This window comes from Burkholderia sp. Bp8984, from assembly GCF_003853755.1.
Classification (GTDB): Bacteria; Pseudomonadota; Gammaproteobacteria; order Burkholderiales; family Burkholderiaceae; genus Burkholderia.
This window is the reverse complement of sequence record NZ_QTQN01000034.1, coordinates 25,580-40,652: the sequence shown is the minus strand read 5'-3', so window position 1 is coordinate 40,652 and position 15,073 is coordinate 25,580. Positions and strand designations below refer to the sequence as shown.

The window sequence follows — 15,073 nt, the reverse complement described above, 5'->3', positions numbered from 1 at the left end:
TGACGCTCACGCGCGCGTCGGCATCGCCACCTTGTCGAGCGTGATCGGCAGATCGCGCACGCGCACGCCCGTTGCGTGATAGATCGCATTCGCGATCGCCGCCGGCACGCCCGTGATCCCTATTTCGCCGATGCCGCGGATGCCGAGCGGGTTGAAATGCGTGTCGCGTTCGTCGACGAAGCTCACGTCGAGATCGCCGATATCCGCATTCACGGGTACGTGATATTCGGCGAGGTTCGCATTCGTGAAGCGGCCATGCCGCACGTCGAGGAACAAGCCTTCCTCGAGCGCGGTGCCGAGCCCCCACACCATCCCGCCGATCAGCTGGCTGCGTGCGGTCTTCGCATTCAGCAGGCTGCCGACGCTGTACACGCCGACGATGCGCGGCACCCGGATCGTGCCGAGTTCGGCATCGACGTGTACTTCGGCGAACACCGCGCCGAACGAATGAGATGCATAGCGCGACTTCTCGTCGCCCGGCTTCGCGGTCGCCTGCGCTTCGAGCGGCCGTCCGCCCGCGCGCGCGATCACCGCGGCGGCCGGATCGCGCCGCGACGGCTCGCCGCGATGCACGAGCCAGCCGTCGTCGACCGTCACGTCGTCCGCCGCGACGCCGTGCAGTGGCGAGCCCGAATCGGCGATCGCCAGCGCGATCAGCATCGCGCGCGCCCGCAGCGCGGCGTCGCGCACGGCCGGCGCGACGCTCGCCGCCGATTGCGAGCCGCCCGACACCGGCGCGCGCGGCAGGCTCGAATCGCCGAGCACGAAGCGCACGTTCTGCAGCGCGAAGCCGAGCGCATCGGCCGCGACCTGCGTCATGACCGTGTAGGTGCCGGTGCCGATGTCCTGCGTGCCCGACGCGACTTCGGCCGTGCCGTCCGGCAGGATGCGCGCACGCGCAGACGCCTCGCTGCGATTCGCCGGATACGTCGCGGCGGCCATCCCGAGACCGACCAGCGTGTCGCCGTCGCGCATCGTGCGCGGCCCGCCGGTGCGCCGCGACCAGCCGAAGCGTTGCGCGCCGGCCTGGTAGCACTCGCGCAGCTTGTTGCTCGACCACGGCTTGCCATCCTCCGGGTCGACCTCCGCGTAATTCGCGAGCCGCAGCGCGACCGGATCCATGCCGAGCCGCCACGCGAGCTCGTCCATCGCCGATTCCAGCGCGAACGAACCGGACGCCTCGCCGGGCGCGCGCATGAACGTCGGCGTGCCGACGTTCAGCGACACGATCCGGTGCGTGGTCGCCTGGTTCGGCACCGCATACATGATCCGCGACGGCATCCCGCACATCTCCGTCCAGTCCTCGAACGTCGACGTGGTGACGATCGAGTCGTGGCGCAGCGCGGTCAGCGTGCCGTCGGCGCGCGCGGCCAGCACGACGCGCTGCTCGGTGAACGGGCGGCCGCCGACCGGGCCGAACATCTGCGGCCGCGTCAGCGCAAGGCGCACCGGGCGGCCCACCTGGCGCGCGGCCATCGCGCACAACGACACGTGCGACCACGACGATCCCTTGCAGCCGAAGCCGCCGCCGAGGAACGGCGAGATCACGCGCACCTGCTCCGGCGCGATGCCGAACACCGCGGCCACCGCCGTGCTGGCGCCCGACACGCCCTGCGTCGCGTCGTGCAGCGTGAGCGTCGGGCCGTCCCAGTGCGCCATCGTCGCGTGCGGCTCGAGCGGATTGTGATGCTGCATCGGCGTCGTGTAGGTGGCGTCGATGCGCACCGCGCCCTCGCGCAGGCCTGCATCGACGTCGCCGCGCTGCGTGTCCATCGCGCGCCCCTGCTGCTTCGGCGGCACGCGCGCGCCGCGCTTCGCGCGCGCGAAATCGAGCGTGGCATCGCTCGCGCGATAGCGCACCTGCACGGCATTCGCGGCGTCGGTCGCCTGCTCGAGCGTTTCGGCGACGACGACCGCGACAGGTTCGTTGCTGTAGCGCACCGTGTCGTCCTGCAACAGCGTGAGCCGGCGCCCGGCCGGCGGCGACAGCGGCGTGCGGCCGCCGTTGGGCAACCGCATCGCGTTCTCGTGCGTCATCACGAGCAGCACGCCGGGCATCGCGCGTGCGCGTGCCGCGTCAATCGATTCGATGCGCCCCGCTGCGATCGTGCTCGTCACGAGCACCGCGTGCGCGAGGCGCGTATCGGCGAATTCGGCCGCATAGCGCGCGCCGCCCGTCACTTTGAGTACGCCGTCGACACGGTCGAGCGGCTGTCCGGTCACCGTGTTCATGCCGCATCTCCCGTCGTGCCAGCGGCCGCATGCACCGCACGGACGATCGCGCGCTGCGCGAGCGCGACCTTGAATCGATTGCCGTCGAGCGGCCGCGCGTCGCGCAACGCGAGCGCAGCCGCCTCGCGCAGCGCCGCATCGGTCGGCGCTCGGCCGACGAGATGCCGTTCCGCGGCCGTCGCACGCAGCGGCTTGTGCGCCACGCCGCCGAGCGCGATGCGCGCCTCCGTCACCTGCGCACCGTCCAGCCGCAACGCGGCGGCCACCGCGACCAGCGCGAACGCGTAACTCGCGCGGTCGCGCACCTTCAGGTAGTGCGCATGGTCCGCAAAGCGCGGCGGCGGCAGATCCACCGACGTAATCAGTTCGCCCGGTTCGAGCGTCGTGTCGAGGTCGGGCCGATCGCCGGGCAACCGGTGAAACGACGCGAACGGAATCTGCCGCGCGCCGCGTGGGCCGCTCACCTGTACGACCGCGTCGAGCGCGGCGAGCGCGACGCTCATGTCCGACGGGTTCACCGCGACGCACTGCTGGCTGGCGCCGAGAATCGCGTGCATCCGGTTGTGCCCGCCGATCGCCGCGCAGCCGCTGCCCGGCTCGCGCTTGTTGCATTGCGCGAACGCGGGATCGTAGAAATACGGGCAGCGCGTGCGCTGCATCAGGTTGCCGCCGACGGTCGCCATGTTGCGCAATTGCGCGGACGCGCCGGAGAGCAGCGCCTGCGACAGCAGCGGATAGTCCGCGCGGATACGCGGATGAGCGGCCGCATCGCTGTTGCGCACGAGCGCACCGATACGCAGTCCGCCATCCGGCAACGCGTCGACCGTATCGAGGCCCGCGATGCGCGTGATGTCGATGAGCGTGACGGGCCGCGCGACGCCGCCCTTCATCAGGTCCAGCAGGTTCGTGCCGCCGCCGATGAAGGCCGCGCCCGGCCGCTGCGCCGCCCGCACGGCGCCCGCGACGTCGGTTGCCCGTTCGTAGGAGATCGCTTCCATGGCCGGGTCCTCCCGCGCTAGCCGTTCGCCGCGTGCGCGGCGCGCACGGCGGCGACGATGTTCGGGTACGCACCGCAGCGGCACAGATTGCCGCTCATGCGCTCGCGGATCTCGTCGTCCGACAGTTGTGCGGGCCGGTGTCGCACGTCGTCGGTGACGGCGCTCGCCGCGCCCGCCGAAAACTCGTCGAGCAGCGCGGTCGCAGAACACAGCTGGCCGGGCGTGCAGTAGCCGCACTGGAATGCATCGTGATCGACGAACGCACGCTGCATCGGGCTCAGCACGCCGCCGCGCGCGAGCCCCTCGACGGTCGTGATCCGCTCGCCTTCGTGCATCACCGCGAGCGTCAGGCACGCGTTGATGCGCCGCCCGTCGACGAGCACCGTGCACGCGCCGCATTGCCCGCGGTCGCAGCCTTTCTTGGTGCCGGTGAGGCCCGCGTATTCGCGCAGCGCGTCGAGCAGCGTGACGCGCGGTTCGAGCTGCAGCGTGTATTCGCGCCCGTTGATGTCGAGCCGCACGGGCTGCGCCGGGACCGTATCGCGATGCGTCGCCGCAGGCGTGAATGTCGTGTGCGGCTGCTGCGGATGAACGTGCGACGCGGCGCCGACGGTCGCGGCCGCCGCCGCCGATTGCAGAAAGCGGCGCCGTGCGGCGCTGGAGGGCGTATCGTGCGGCAACGGCGGCGACGCCGCATGGCCGGCCGCGAGCGGCGACGGGGCAGCATCGCTCGCTGGTCCGGTGGACGGGGGGATGGGTCGATCGCTGGACATGGCTTCTGCTCGCTCCCTGGTTGATGGATGCGGATACGCCGCCCGTGCCCGGTTGGCCGCGCGGGACAGCGCGTGCATCGGCGCTGCGAGCAATTCCGGTGCCGCAAGCCGACACGGGTCTTCGCCTGCGCCGGGCAGATTGCGTTCATGCGTTGCGAACGGACCGCACGCAGGTATCGGTTACCGCTTCTGTCACGTGCGTGCCGCTACGCTGGCGCGTGGCTGACCGCCGGCTGTCGATGCGGTAAAAAACACGCATTCGGCAGTGGCGCTGGCGACACATCGACCGACGCTGGCCAAAGGCGTCCGCACCGCCGTGCACGACACGTCGCATCGCGTGCATGGTTCGTCGCGTTGCGCGCGCGTGTAAATGCGCGCGGCCACTACATCCGCCATGAAAATTCGGCGGGTCGACCCGGCTCCGCCGCCGTGAAAGCATATGGTCAGCATCACGAAAGCCGTTCGCGATCACGCGCCGGTCGCAAACGATTCACCGAATCGTCGCATCGCACGGGCATACTCGAAAACGTTTCCCGATCCGCCTGCCAGGAGAGAAGTGATGCGTCGTGTTGCCCTCGTCGTCGTTCTATGTGCCGCCGCCTTCGCCGCCGCCTGCAGCGACGACGCGCCGCACGACGCGCACGCGACCGACGCCTCGCAACAGGCCGGCGCATCGTCCGGCGCCGCGAGCGCGTTCAACAGCGGCGCGGGCGCGAAAGCCGCCGCGTCCGATGCCGCGCCGCTCGCGCCGCCCGTCGTCCACTACCCGCCCGACGATGACGACGACGCGAAGCCCGCGACGAGCGCGGGCGCGTCCGCCATCGCCGCGTCGTCGCCGCACTGATCCCGCCGTTCCTGTTGGTGTCCCCAGTCCCCGATCGCAGAACCGAGGTGAAATAACATGACGTCATCCAGCCGCCGCCGTTTCCTGCATACCGTCGCACAGTCGGCGGGCGCGGCCGTCGCGCTCAACGCGTTCCCCGAATCGATCCGCCGCGCGCTCGCGATTCCGGCCGCGCGCGGCACCGGCACGATCCGCGATGTCCAGCACATCGTCGTGTTCATGCAGGAGAACCGCTCGTTCGACCATTACTTCGGACACCTGCGCGGCGTGCGCGGCTACAACGACCGCTTCCCGATTCCGCTGCCGAACGGCAAGCCGGTGTGGTACCAGCCGTCGAAGGAAGACCCGGCGAAGCCCGTGCTGCCGTTCCGGCTCGACACGAAGACGACCAGCGCGCAGTGCCTGGGCGCGCTCGACCACTCGTGGGCGAAGACCCACGCGGCGATCGACGGCGGCCGCTACGACCAGTGGCCCGCGAACAAGACCGACATGACGATGGGCTATCACGTGCGCGAGGACATCCCGTTCCATTACGCGCTCGCCGATGCATTCACCGTGTGCGACAACTACTTCTGCTCGCTGCCGGGGCCGACGCACCCGAACCGTTCGTACCTGATGACGGGCACGGTCGACCCGACCGGCAAGTTCGGCGGCCCGCTGCTCGACAACGCCGACTACGTCGACGGCGACCTGCCGCCCGCGTACCAGCTGCTGTCGTGGACGACCTTCCCCGAACGGCTCGAGGCGCGCGGCGTGTCGTGGCAGATCTACCAGCAGGGGCTCACGTGGGCCGATCCGTACAACGGCAACTACGGCACGAACATCCTGCAGAACTTCACGAACTTCATCAACGCGAAGCCGGGCTCGTCGCTGTACCAGCGCGCGCAGACGGTGCGCACGCTCGACAACCTGAAGGACGACGTGATCAACGACCGGCTGCCGCAGGTATCGTGGCTGCTGCCGCCCGCCGTGTTCTCCGAGCATCCGAAATACACGCCGGCGTACGGCGCGAACTACACGTCGCAGATCCTCGACGCGCTGACGTCGAACCCGGACGTGTGGGCGAAGACGGTGCTGTTCATCATGTACGACGAAAACGACGGCTTCTTCGATCACGTCGTGCCGCCGCAGCCGCCGACCTCGGCCGCGCAGGGCGCATCGACCGTGACCACCGACGGCGAGCTGCATACGGTCGTGAATCCCGGCCGCGGCGGCAGCTACACGGCCGACGGGCTGCCGTACGGCCTCGGGCCGCGCGTGCCGATGACGGTCGTGTCGCCGTGGTCGAAGGGCGGCTTCGTGTGCTCGCAGGTATTCGACCACACGTCGGTGATCCGCTTCATCGGCGAGCGCTTCGGCGTCGACGAGCCGAACATCACGCCGTGGCGCCGGACCGTCTGCGGCGATCTCACCGCCGCGTTCGACTTCCGCTCGTCCGACGCGACGTTCCCGACGCTGCCCGATACGAGCCAGTACCGCTCGATCGCCGACCAGCAATGCACGTCGCAACCCGCGCCGAGCGTGCCCGCGACGCCGTTGCCGATCGACCCGCAGGAACCCGGCGTGCGCCCGGCGCGCGCGCTGCCGTACGAACTGCACGTGAACGCGAGCCTCTACGGCGGCAACACGCTGCGCATCGAGTTCGCGAACCGCGGCAACCAGGGCGCGCACTTCCAGGTGTACGCGACCAACCGCACCGACGGCCCGTGGCGCTACACGGTCGGCGCGCGCCGCGTGCTGCACGCGGACTTCGATCTGACGGAGACGAACGGCGCGTATGCGTTCTCGGTATACGGGCCGAACGGCTTCGTGCGGATGTTCGCGGGCAACGTGTCGGCCGCGACGGCGCGCCGCCGCAACCAGGCGCAGCCGGAGGTGAAAGCCGGCTACGACATCGCGAACGGCAACCTGTACCTGAAGCTGCGCAACCACGGCAGCGGTCACGTGACGCTGACGCTGACCGACAACGCGTACGGCACGCCCGGGCGCCAGGTGATCCTGCACGGCGGCGACGAACGCGTCGAGCAATGGGCGCTCGCGTCGAGCCACCACTGGTATGACGTGACGGTGAGCGACGGCGTGAACGGCACGTTCTCGCGCCGCTTCGCGGGCCACGTCGAGAACGGCCGGTCGAGCTACTCGGATCCGGCCGCGGCGCGCCCGGTCTCCGCGTCGTAAGCGCGGCGGCACGACGGTGCGCGGCGTCGGCCGCGCGGCGCGTGCCGTCGAATCTCAGATCGCGTGCGCGAGCGCGCGCTCGACGGGCGCGACGTCGAAGCCGTCGTCCGCGTCGCGAAAGCGCAGCGGCGCCGCGCAGTGCACCAGCGTGTCGATGAAGTACTTCGCGCGCGGCCACGGCCCGAAGCCGGCCGCGGTGTTGATGTGGCCCGCGTCGCCGAGGTTCACGAATGCGCTGCCGAGCCGCTGCGCGAGCGTGCGCGCATCGGCGAGCGGCATCCACGGGTCGGTTTCGCTGCCGATCACGATCGACGGCACCGCAAGCCGGCGCGCGTCGAACGGCCCCGCGAACGTGAATTTCTTCGGACTGGCGGGCGCGACGAGCAGCACGCCCGCGACGTCGGCCGCCTGCGGCCATTGCGCGAGCGCATGCGCGGCCGCGAGGCAGCCGAAGCTGTGCGCGGCCAGCACGAACGGGCCGCGCTCGCGTTCGAGCAGCACGCGCACGGACTGCGCCCAGCGCGCGAGATCGGGGGCGTCCCAGTCGGCCTGCTCGACCCGCAGCGAACGCGGGAACTGCCGCTCCAGCCAGGTCTGCCAGTGGGCGCCTTCGCTGCCGTGCAGGCCCGGAACGGTCACGAGCCGCGGCGGCCACGCCGATTTGCTGCATGCGCGCATGATTGCCCTCGCTTGCTTTGCTTGGAGACGAGGTTCGATTGTGGCGTGGCGTGCGCGGCGGCCGAACCAATATTTTGTGCTTTGCTTTTGCGCGGGACGGTAGCCGGGCGACCGCCGGCGCGGGCCTCGCGGTGCGGGCCGGCGGCCTCGCGGCGGCGCAATGCGCCGCGAAACCGTAGAATGTGGGCTTCCCGCTTGCCTTGCATCGGATCGAACCGGGGCGCCCCGCGCCGGTTCCGATCGACAGGAGACGCCCGATGTCCGCTACGCCCGCCGGCGCGCTGCGCCCGTTCCATCTCGCCTTCCCCGTGTCGAGCCTCGCCGGCGCGCGCGCGTTCTACGGCGGCCTGCTCGGCTGCCCCGAGGGCCGCAGCTCCGAGCACTGGGTCGACTTCGACTTCTTCGGCCATCAGCTCGTCGCGCACCTCGCGCCGGACGAAACCGGCAAAAGCGCAGTGAACCCGGTCGACGGCGACGATGTGCCCGTGCGCCATTTCGGCGTCGTGCTGTCGATGGACGAATGGCATGCGCTCGCCGACAAACTGAAGGCCGCGCATACGCGCTTCGTGATCGAGCCGCATATCCGCTTCAAGGGCGAGGTCGGCGAGCAGGCGACGATGTTCTTCCTCGATCCGTGCGGCAACGCGCTCGAGTTCAAGGCGTTCGCCGACATCGGCCAGCTGTTCGCGAAGTAAGCGCATGAAGATCCTGTTCTACTCGCCGCACCAGGAAGCCGGCGCCTGGCGCGACGCGATCGCGCAGGCGCTGCCCGAGGCCGAGCTACGCGCGTGGCAGCCGGGCGACACGGCCGCCGCCGACTACGCGCTCGTGTGGCGCGCGCCGCGCGAGCTGTTCGCGCCGCGCGACGGCCTGCGCGCGATCTTCAACCTCGGCGCGGGCGTCGATGCGCTGCTCGCGCTCGATCGCGCGCATCCCGGCACGCTGCCGCGCGACGTGCCGCTGGTGCGCCTCGAGGATTCGGGCATGGCGCGGCAGATGATCGAATACGTGACGCACGCGGTGCTGCGCTACCTGCGCCGCTTCGACGAATACGACGCGTTGCAGCGCGAGCGCCGCTGGCAGGTGCTGGAGCCGCATCCGCGCGCGAGCTTCACCGTCGCGGTGCTCGGCCTCGGCGTGCTCGGCGCGCAGGTCGCGCAGGCGCTCGCCGCGCTCGGCCTGCCGGTGCGCGGCTACAGCCGCAGCCCGAAACGGCTCGACGGCGTCGCGACCTTCGCGGGCGACGACGCGTTCGACGCGTGCGTCGACGGCGCGAAGGTGCTCGTCAACCTGCTGCCGAGCACGCACGATACCGACGGGATCCTGTCGGCGCGGACCTTCGCGAAGCTGGCGCCGGGCGCATACCTGGTGAACGTCGCACGCGGCGCGCATCTCGTCGACGCCGACCTGCTCGACGCGCTCGCGAGCGGCCAGGTCGCCGCCGCGACGCTCGACGTGTTCCAGCACGAGCCGCTGCCGGTCGACCACCCGTTCTGGCACGCGCCGCGCATCACGATCACGCCGCACAGCTCGGCCGAGACGCTGCGCGACGAAGCCGTCGAGCAGATCGCCGGCAAGATCCGCGCGCTCGAGCGCGGCGAGCGCGTCGGCGGCATCGTCGACTACGCGCGCGGCTACTGAATTCCACCTATACGAGACCGGAGACAACCATGACGTTCCCCACCGCCGTCAAGATCGTCGAAGTCGGCCCGCGCGACGGGCTGCAGAACGAAAAGACCTTCGTACCGACCGACGTGAAGATCGCGCTCGTCGACCGGCTGTCGCGCGCCGGCTTCCGCAATGTCGAGGCCGCATCGTTCGTGTCGCCGAAATGGGTGCCGCAGATGGCCGACGGCGCCGACGTGATGGCCGGCATCGAGCGCCGCCCGGGCACCGTGTATTCGGTGCTCACGCCGAACCTGAAAGGCTTCGAGAACGCGCTCGCCGCACGCGCCGACGAAGTGGTGATCTTCGGCGCGGCGAGCGAGGCATTCTCGCAGCGCAACATCAACTGCAGCATCGCGGAGAGCATCGCGCGCTTCGAGCCGGTCGCGAAGGCCGCGAAGGATGCCGGCCTGCGGCTGCGCGGCAGCGTGTCGTGCACGCTCGGCTGCCCGTACCAGGGCGAGGTGCCGGTCGCGTCGGTCGTCGACGTCGTCGAACGCTTCGCCGCGCTCGGCTGCGACGAGATCGACATCGCCGACACCATCGGCGTCGGCACGCCGACGCGCACGCGCGAAGTGCTGTCGGCCGTCACGCGCGTGTTCCCGCGCGAACGGCTGTCGGGCCACTTCCACGACACCTACGGCCAGGCGCTCGCGAACATCTACGCGGCGCTGTTCGAAGGGATCGAGATCTTCCACGCGTCGGTCGCCGGCCTCGGCGGCTGCCCGTACGCGAAGGGCGCGACCGGCAACGTCGCGACCGAGGACGTGCTGTACCTGATGCAGGGCCTCGGCATCGACACCGGCATCGATCTCGCGCAGGTGGTCGCCGCCGGCGACTTCATCTCGAACGCGATCGGCCGCGCGAATGTGTCGCGCGCCGGTCGCGCGCTGCTCGCCAAGGCGCAGAGCGCGGCCGACGCGCCGAGCTGCGCGTGACCCCGACACTCACCGGACTCCCCATGACGACACCCGCTTCATTCGACTCTCTCCCCGATTCCGCGCGACGCGTCGCGCTGCTGCTGCGCGAACGCGGGCATGCGAAAGGGATCGTGATGCTCGCCGAAACCGGCAAGACCTCCGCCGAAGCCGCGGCCGGGCTCGGCTGCTCGGTCGCGCAGATCGCGAAGTCGATCCTGTTTCGCCGCGAATCCGACGGCCTGCCGGTGCTCGTCGTCGCGAGCGGCGTGAATCGCGTCGACGAGAAGAAGGTCGCCGCCCAGGTCGGCGCGGTCGGCCGCGCCGATGCGAAGTTCGTGCGCGACCATACCGGCTACGCGATCGGCGGCGTGTGCCCGATCGGCCATCTCGTCGAACCGGTCACGCTGATCGACGCCGACCTGCTCGAGCTCGACAGCCTGTGGGCCGCCGCCGGCCATCCGCACGCGGTGTTCAACCTGTCGCCGCAGGAACTCGTCGCGCTGACGGGTGCGCCGGTCGCCGACGTCGCATTGCGTAACGACGCATGAGCGACGTGCCGGTACCGGTCGGCACGGTCGCCTCGCCGTGCACCGACGTCTGCAGGATCGATCCGCGCACCGACTGGTGCGCGGGCTGCCTGCGCACGCGTGACGAGATCAAGGGATGGCGCGCGTCGGACGACGACGCGAGACGCGTGTTGCTCGCGCGGCTCGACGCGCGGCGGCGCCTGCTCGCGCGGAGCGGCGCATAAAAAAATGCCGTTCGGCCTGCTTGGCGAACGGCATGAGATCGGAATCCTGTGAACGTGATCAACGTCACAGCCGCATCATACGAGCGACGCTGCAGCGTCGCATCGGGTGTTTCCCTACAACTCCTTACGGCCTGTCTGGCGCGCAATCCGCGTGCCCGGAGGCGACGCCGACGGGCCTGGCGGCAAGCCGTAGCGGCAAGCCGAATCGCACGACCGTTTCAGTTGCCGACCGCCGCGCGACGCGCGGGCACGATGCGCCAGCCGAGGTTCACGCCGGCCGCCGCGAGCAGGATCAGCAGCGCGCCGAGCACCTGCGTCCACGCGAGCGTCTGCCCGAACGCGATGCGATCGACGATGATCGCGACGACCGGATAGACGAACGACAGCGCGCCCGTCATCGCGACCGGCAGCTTCTGGATCGCGCCGTACAGCAGCACGTACATCAGGCCGGTGTTGACGACGCCGAGCACGACGAGATCGAGCCACTGCGCGGCCGTCGCCGGCAGCGTGTCGAAGTGCGCGAACGGCGCGAGCAGCACGATGCCGAGGCCGGCCTGCAGCAGTGCCAGCAGGTGCGGCGGCGTGCCCTTCAGGTGCTTCGTGACGATCGACGACACCGCGTACAGGAACGCCGCGCCGAGCGACAGCGCGACGCCTTCGAGATATTCGCCGGGCACCGCGAGCACGGCCGGCTCGACCCGCACCACGCAGACGAGCCCGATGAAGGCAAGCGCGAGCCACGCGATCGTCGACGCGCTGATCCGTTCGCGGAACACGAGCGCGCCGAGTGCGACGAGCATGAACGGCTGCGTGTTGTAGACGGCGGTCGCCATCGAGATCGACGCGCGCGAATACGCGGCGAACAGCAGCAGCCAGTTCGCGACGATCGCGACGCTGCCGAGCGTCGCGAGCGCGAGCATGCGCGGCGAGAACAGCGCGCGGCGCAGCAAGCCGAGCGCCGCGCAGACGATCGCGAGCGTCGCGGCGCCGAACAGGCAGCGGAAGAACACGACGTTGGTGAGCGGTTGCTGCGACGACATCACGAGCCAGCCGATCGTGCCGGACATCAGCATCGCGACGACCATCTCGGCGGCACCGCGGCGGATTTCGTTCGAGGCCATCATGGACTCCGTTTGGCGAGAGAAGATGACTTCGATTCTAGGAACTTGCTTTCCGTGCATCCACGGCTAAACTGAAGCGAAACGACCGATTCACCTTCGAAAGCAAAGCGATCATGTCGAAACGCCTTTCCCCGCCCGCCGTCGCGTCGCTGGACGCGACCGACCGCGCGATCCTCGCGGCGCTCGCCGAGGATGCGCGCATCGCCACCAGCGAGCTGGCGCGACAGATCGGGCTGTCGGCGCCCGCGACCGCCGACCGCGTGCGGCGGCTCGAGGCGCAGGGCGTGATCGCGGGCTTCACCGTCGAGCTCGACCCGCGCGCGCTCGGCTACACGCTGCAGGCGATCGTCCGCGTGAAGCCGCTGCCGGGGCAGCTGCATCTGGTCGAGGAGGTGCTGCGGCGGATTCCGGAATTCGTCGAATGCGACAAGGTGACCGGCGAGGACTGCTTCATCTGTCGGCTCTACCTGCGCACGATCGAGCACCTCGACGACATCCTGTCGAAGGTGACGGAGCGCGCGGAAACGAGCACGGCGATCGTGAAATCGACGCCCGTGCCGCGCCGCCTGCCGCCGCTGGTCGAAGACGACGCCGCGCGCCGCTGATCCTCGAACGCTGACCGTCGACGCGCAGCAAGCGCCGCGCGACCGGCCGCGGCCGGCCCCGCTCACGCGGCCGCGTCGCGCGCTTCGAAGAACGCGAGCAGCTCGTCGATCAGCGCGACGGGCGCCTCTTCCGGAATGTAGTGCCCGCAATCGAGCGCGCGGCCGCTGACGTCGCGCGCGACGCGCCGCCATTCGTCGAGCGGATCGAAGCAGCGGCCGACGATCCCGTGCTCGCCCCACAGCACGCGCAGCGGGCACGCGACCTTGTTGCCGCGCTCGAGATCCGCGCGGTCGTGTTCGAGATCGATCGTCGCCGACGCGCGGTAATCCTCGCACATCGCATGTACGGCGCCCGGCTGCGCGAGCGCGGCGCGATACGCGGCGAGCGCCTCCGGCGCGAACGGCGCGAGCCCGGCCGAGCGGTTGCCCATCACGCGCTCGATGTACGCATCGGTGCGGCCTTCGATCAGCGTTTCGGGCAGCGGCGCCGGCTGGATCAGGAAGAACCAGTGGAAATACGCGGTCGCGAACGCACGGTCGGTCTGCTCGTACATCGCGAGCGTCGGCGCGATGTCGAGCAGCATCATCCGCTCGACGGCCGCCGGATGATCGAGCGCGAGGCGGTGCGCGACGCGCGCGCCGCGATCGTGCGCGCACACATGGAATTGCTCGAAACCGAAATGGCGCATCACGGCGACCTGGTCGGCCGCCATCGCGCGTTTCGAATACGGCGCGTGCCGCGCGTCGCTCGGCGGCTTGCCCGACGCGCCATAGCCGCGCAGGTCGGTCGCGATCACCGTGAAGTGATTCGCCAGCGTCGCGGCGACGCGATGCCAGATCATGTGGGTCTGCGGGTGGCCGTGCAGCAGCAGAAGCGGCGGCCCCGCGCCTCCTTTGACACCGAAGATGTCGGTGCCCTGCACCGTCACGCGAAACGGAGCAAACGCCTCAAACGACATGGTTTGTTTCTCGTTGGTTTGTTATGGCGGATATTGTAGGAGCGCCCGGCCGGCTGCCGCGCGCGCCAGATGCCCGAATACGTAGAAAGAGAACACTCACTCGATTGTCGCCACGCCGCGCAGTTTGTTAAGCTCGCGTAGAATCGCACGACCGTTCGTATTAATATGAACGCGCGGCTGTACCGCTACACTCGAAGCACCGTTCGACCGCCAAGCATGCATGCCGGCGTCGGCGCGACCCGCGCCGGGCCCGGCCGCCCCTCGAGACTGGAGACATCACATGGCATTGCCCGCCGTCCTGCAGAACCTGACGCTGCCCGTCATCGCGTCGCCGATGTTCATCGTCAGCTACCCCGAACTCGTGCTCGCGCAATGCAAGGCGGGTATCGTCGGATCCTTCCCCGCGCTCAACGCCCGTCCTGCCGAACTGCTCGACGAATGGCTCACGCAGATCCAGTCCGAGCTCGCCGACCACAAGGCGAAGCACCCGGACGCGGTGATCGGCCCGATCGCAGTCAACCAGATCGTCCACCAGTCGAACGCACGGCTCGAGCACGACGTGCGCGTGTGCGTCGAGCACAAGGTGCCGATCTTCATCACGAGCCTGCGCGCGCCGGCGCGCGAGATCGTCGACGCGGTGCACAGCTACGGCGGCATCGTGCTGCACGACGTGATCAACCTGCGCCACGCGCAGAAGGCGCTCGAAGCGGGCGTCGACGGACTGATCCTCGTCGCGGCCGGCGCCGGCGGCCATGCGGGCACGACGTCGCCGTTCGCGCTCGTCGGCGAAGTGCGCAAGATGTTCGACGGCCCGATCGTGCTGTCCGGCGCGATCGCCAACGGCGGCTCGATCCTCGCCGCGCAGGCGATGGGCGCCGACTTCGCGTACATGGGCACGCGCTTCATCGCGACGCAGGAAGCGCACGCGGTCGAGGACTACAAGCACGCGATCCTCAACGCGAAATCGTCCGACATCGTCTACACGAACCTCTTCACCGGCGTGCACGGCAACTACATCCGCGAGAGCATCGAGAAGGCCGGCCTCGATCCGGACGCACTGCCGGAATCGGACAAGTCGAAGATGAATTTCGGCGGCGACAAGGCGAAGGCGTGGAAGGACATCTGGGGTGCCGGCCAGGGTGTCGGCCTGATGGACGACCTGCCGAGCGTCGGCGCGCTCGTCGAGCGCCTGAAGCGCGAGTACGACGACGCGAAGGCACGACTCGGCATCGCGCGCTGACGCGGGCGGCGGGTTGCGCCACCGGCGCGCACGACGTCGGACCAAACAAAAAAGCGCGAACCGCAACGGCTCGCGCTTTTTTGTTTGGTCCGCCACGCGGGCGGCCGGC

General features: G+C 69.9%; 15 protein-coding genes. 9 read left to right on the top strand and 6 right to left on the bottom strand.

Features of this window, described 5'->3' with window-relative positions; genetic code table 11:
- Positions 1-6 precede the first annotated feature (6 nt).
- From DID98_RS28015 to DID98_RS28005, 3 genes are read right to left on the bottom strand one after another with little or no spacing between them, the layout of a single operon-like run.
- Positions 7-2,232 (bottom strand): xanthine dehydrogenase family protein molybdopterin-binding subunit, encoded by a 2,226-nt coding sequence (locus DID98_RS28015; protein WP_124571776.1) that lies wholly within the window; start codon positions 2,230-2,232, stop codon positions 7-9.
- On the bottom strand, positions 2,229-3,230 hold the full coding sequence (locus DID98_RS28010; RefSeq protein ID WP_124571775.1) for a xanthine dehydrogenase family protein subunit M: 1,002 nt from the start codon (positions 3,228-3,230) through the stop codon (positions 2,229-2,231). Before DID98_RS28010 ends, DID98_RS28015 begins: the two co-directional genes overlap by 4 nt.
- Positions 3,231-3,247: 17 nt before the next feature.
- Complete coding sequence (locus DID98_RS28005) at positions 3,248-4,003, bottom strand: (2Fe-2S)-binding protein (RefSeq protein ID WP_124571774.1); 756 nt, start codon at positions 4,001-4,003, stop codon at positions 3,248-3,250.
- A 559-nt stretch (positions 4,004-4,562) separates the two neighbouring features.
- Between DID98_RS28005 and DID98_RS28000 the strand changes: the two genes are divergently transcribed.
- Positions 4,563-4,847: a hypothetical protein gene (locus DID98_RS28000; protein ID WP_124571773.1), complete on the top strand. Its 285-nt coding sequence runs from the start codon at positions 4,563-4,565 to the stop codon at positions 4,845-4,847.
- Between the two features lie 57 nt (positions 4,848-4,904).
- A complete protein-coding gene (locus DID98_RS27995) occupies positions 4,905-7,025 on the top strand; it encodes a phosphocholine-specific phospholipase C (RefSeq protein ID WP_124571772.1) in 2,121 nt (706 codons plus the stop codon).
- Between the two features lie 54 nt (positions 7,026-7,079).
- Here DID98_RS27995 and DID98_RS27990 read toward each other — a convergent pair whose 3' ends face one another.
- Entirely contained in the window at positions 7,080-7,703 is a 624-nt protein-coding gene (locus DID98_RS27990) for an alpha/beta hydrolase (protein WP_044846156.1), read from the bottom strand.
- A gap of 257 nt (positions 7,704-7,960) precedes the next feature.
- On the opposite strand from DID98_RS27990, the gene DID98_RS27985 reads away from it, so the two are divergent.
- From DID98_RS27985 to DID98_RS27965, 5 genes are read left to right on the top strand one after another with little or no spacing between them, the layout of a single operon-like run.
- The gene (locus DID98_RS27985; RefSeq protein ID WP_044846155.1) at positions 7,961-8,398 is read left to right on the top strand and encodes a VOC family protein; all 438 of its coding nucleotides are present in this window, start codon (positions 7,961-7,963) and stop codon (positions 8,396-8,398) included.
- 4 nt (positions 8,399-8,402) lie between these two features.
- Positions 8,403-9,344, top strand: coding sequence for a glyoxylate/hydroxypyruvate reductase A (locus DID98_RS27980; RefSeq protein ID WP_124571771.1), 942 nt, complete (start codon positions 8,403-8,405; stop codon positions 9,342-9,344).
- A gap of 29 nt (positions 9,345-9,373) precedes the next feature.
- Complete coding sequence (locus DID98_RS27975) at positions 9,374-10,306, top strand: hydroxymethylglutaryl-CoA lyase (protein WP_124571770.1); 933 nt, start codon at positions 9,374-9,376, stop codon at positions 10,304-10,306.
- A gap of 23 nt (positions 10,307-10,329) precedes the next feature.
- Complete coding sequence (locus DID98_RS27970) at positions 10,330-10,836, top strand: YbaK/EbsC family protein (RefSeq protein WP_044846152.1); 507 nt, start codon at positions 10,330-10,332, stop codon at positions 10,834-10,836.
- On the top strand, positions 10,833-11,039 hold the full coding sequence (locus tag DID98_RS27965) for a DUF1289 domain-containing protein (protein WP_124571769.1): 207 nt from the start codon (positions 10,833-10,835) through the stop codon (positions 11,037-11,039). The genes DID98_RS27970 and DID98_RS27965 overlap by 4 nt, the downstream gene beginning before the upstream one ends.
- 218 nt (positions 11,040-11,257) lie before the next feature.
- On the opposite strand, the gene DID98_RS27960 is transcribed toward DID98_RS27965, so the two are convergent.
- Positions 11,258-12,160, bottom strand: coding sequence for a DMT family transporter (locus DID98_RS27960; protein ID WP_044846201.1), 903 nt, complete (start codon positions 12,158-12,160; stop codon positions 11,258-11,260).
- 113 nt (positions 12,161-12,273) lie between these two features.
- On the opposite strand from DID98_RS27960, the gene DID98_RS27955 reads away from it, so the two are divergent.
- Positions 12,274-12,765 (top strand): Lrp/AsnC family transcriptional regulator, encoded by a 492-nt coding sequence (locus tag DID98_RS27955; RefSeq protein ID WP_034177375.1) that lies wholly within the window; start codon positions 12,274-12,276, stop codon positions 12,763-12,765.
- 62 nt (positions 12,766-12,827) lie between these two features.
- Here DID98_RS27955 and DID98_RS27950 read toward each other — a convergent pair whose 3' ends face one another.
- Positions 12,828-13,724, bottom strand: a complete 897-nt coding sequence (locus DID98_RS27950; protein WP_124571768.1) for an alpha/beta fold hydrolase — start codon at positions 13,722-13,724, stop codon at positions 12,828-12,830.
- A 280-nt stretch (positions 13,725-14,004) separates the two neighbouring features.
- Between DID98_RS27950 and DID98_RS27945 the strand changes: the two genes are divergently transcribed.
- A complete protein-coding gene (locus DID98_RS27945) occupies positions 14,005-14,964 on the top strand; it encodes a nitronate monooxygenase family protein (RefSeq protein WP_124486615.1) in 960 nt (319 codons plus the stop codon).
- The last annotated feature ends 109 nt before the right edge of the window (positions 14,965-15,073 follow it).

Bases quoted from the DNA above. Each gene is read 5' to 3' on its own strand.
- DID98_RS27960 (WP_044846201.1), bottom strand. From the start codon at position 12,160: ATGGCCTCGAACGAAATCCGCCGCGGTGCCGCCGAGATGGTCGTCGCG.
- DID98_RS27990 (WP_044846156.1), bottom strand. From the start codon at position 7,703: ATGCGCGCATGCAGCAAATCGGCGTGGCCGCCGCGGCTCGTGACCGTT.
- DID98_RS28000 (WP_124571773.1), top strand. From the start codon at position 4,563: ATGCGTCGTGTTGCCCTCGTCGTCGTTCTATGTGCCGCCGCCTTCGCC.
- DID98_RS27980 (WP_124571771.1), top strand. From the start codon at position 8,403: ATGAAGATCCTGTTCTACTCGCCGCACCAGGAAGCCGGCGCCTGGCGC.
- DID98_RS27955 (WP_034177375.1), top strand. From the start codon at position 12,274: ATGTCGAAACGCCTTTCCCCGCCCGCCGTCGCGTCGCTGGACGCGACC.
- DID98_RS27965 (WP_124571769.1), top strand. From the start codon at position 10,833: ATGAGCGACGTGCCGGTACCGGTCGGCACGGTCGCCTCGCCGTGCACC.
- DID98_RS27975 (WP_124571770.1), top strand. From the start codon at position 9,374: ATGACGTTCCCCACCGCCGTCAAGATCGTCGAAGTCGGCCCGCGCGAC.
- DID98_RS28015 (WP_124571776.1), bottom strand. From the start codon at position 2,232: ATGAACACGGTGACCGGACAGCCGCTCGACCGTGTCGACGGCGTACTC.
- DID98_RS28005 (WP_124571774.1), bottom strand. From the start codon at position 4,003: ATGTCCAGCGATCGACCCATCCCCCCGTCCACCGGACCAGCGAGCGAT.
- DID98_RS27945 (WP_124486615.1), top strand. From the start codon at position 14,005: ATGGCATTGCCCGCCGTCCTGCAGAACCTGACGCTGCCCGTCATCGCG.
- DID98_RS27970 (WP_044846152.1), top strand. From the start codon at position 10,330: ATGACGACACCCGCTTCATTCGACTCTCTCCCCGATTCCGCGCGACGC.
- DID98_RS27950 (WP_124571768.1), bottom strand. From the start codon at position 13,724: ATGTCGTTTGAGGCGTTTGCTCCGTTTCGCGTGACGGTGCAGGGCACC.
- DID98_RS27985 (WP_044846155.1), top strand. From the start codon at position 7,961: ATGTCCGCTACGCCCGCCGGCGCGCTGCGCCCGTTCCATCTCGCCTTC.
- DID98_RS27995 (WP_124571772.1), top strand. From the start codon at position 4,905: ATGACGTCATCCAGCCGCCGCCGTTTCCTGCATACCGTCGCACAGTCG.
- DID98_RS28010 (WP_124571775.1), bottom strand. From the start codon at position 3,230: ATGGAAGCGATCTCCTACGAACGGGCAACCGACGTCGCGGGCGCCGTG.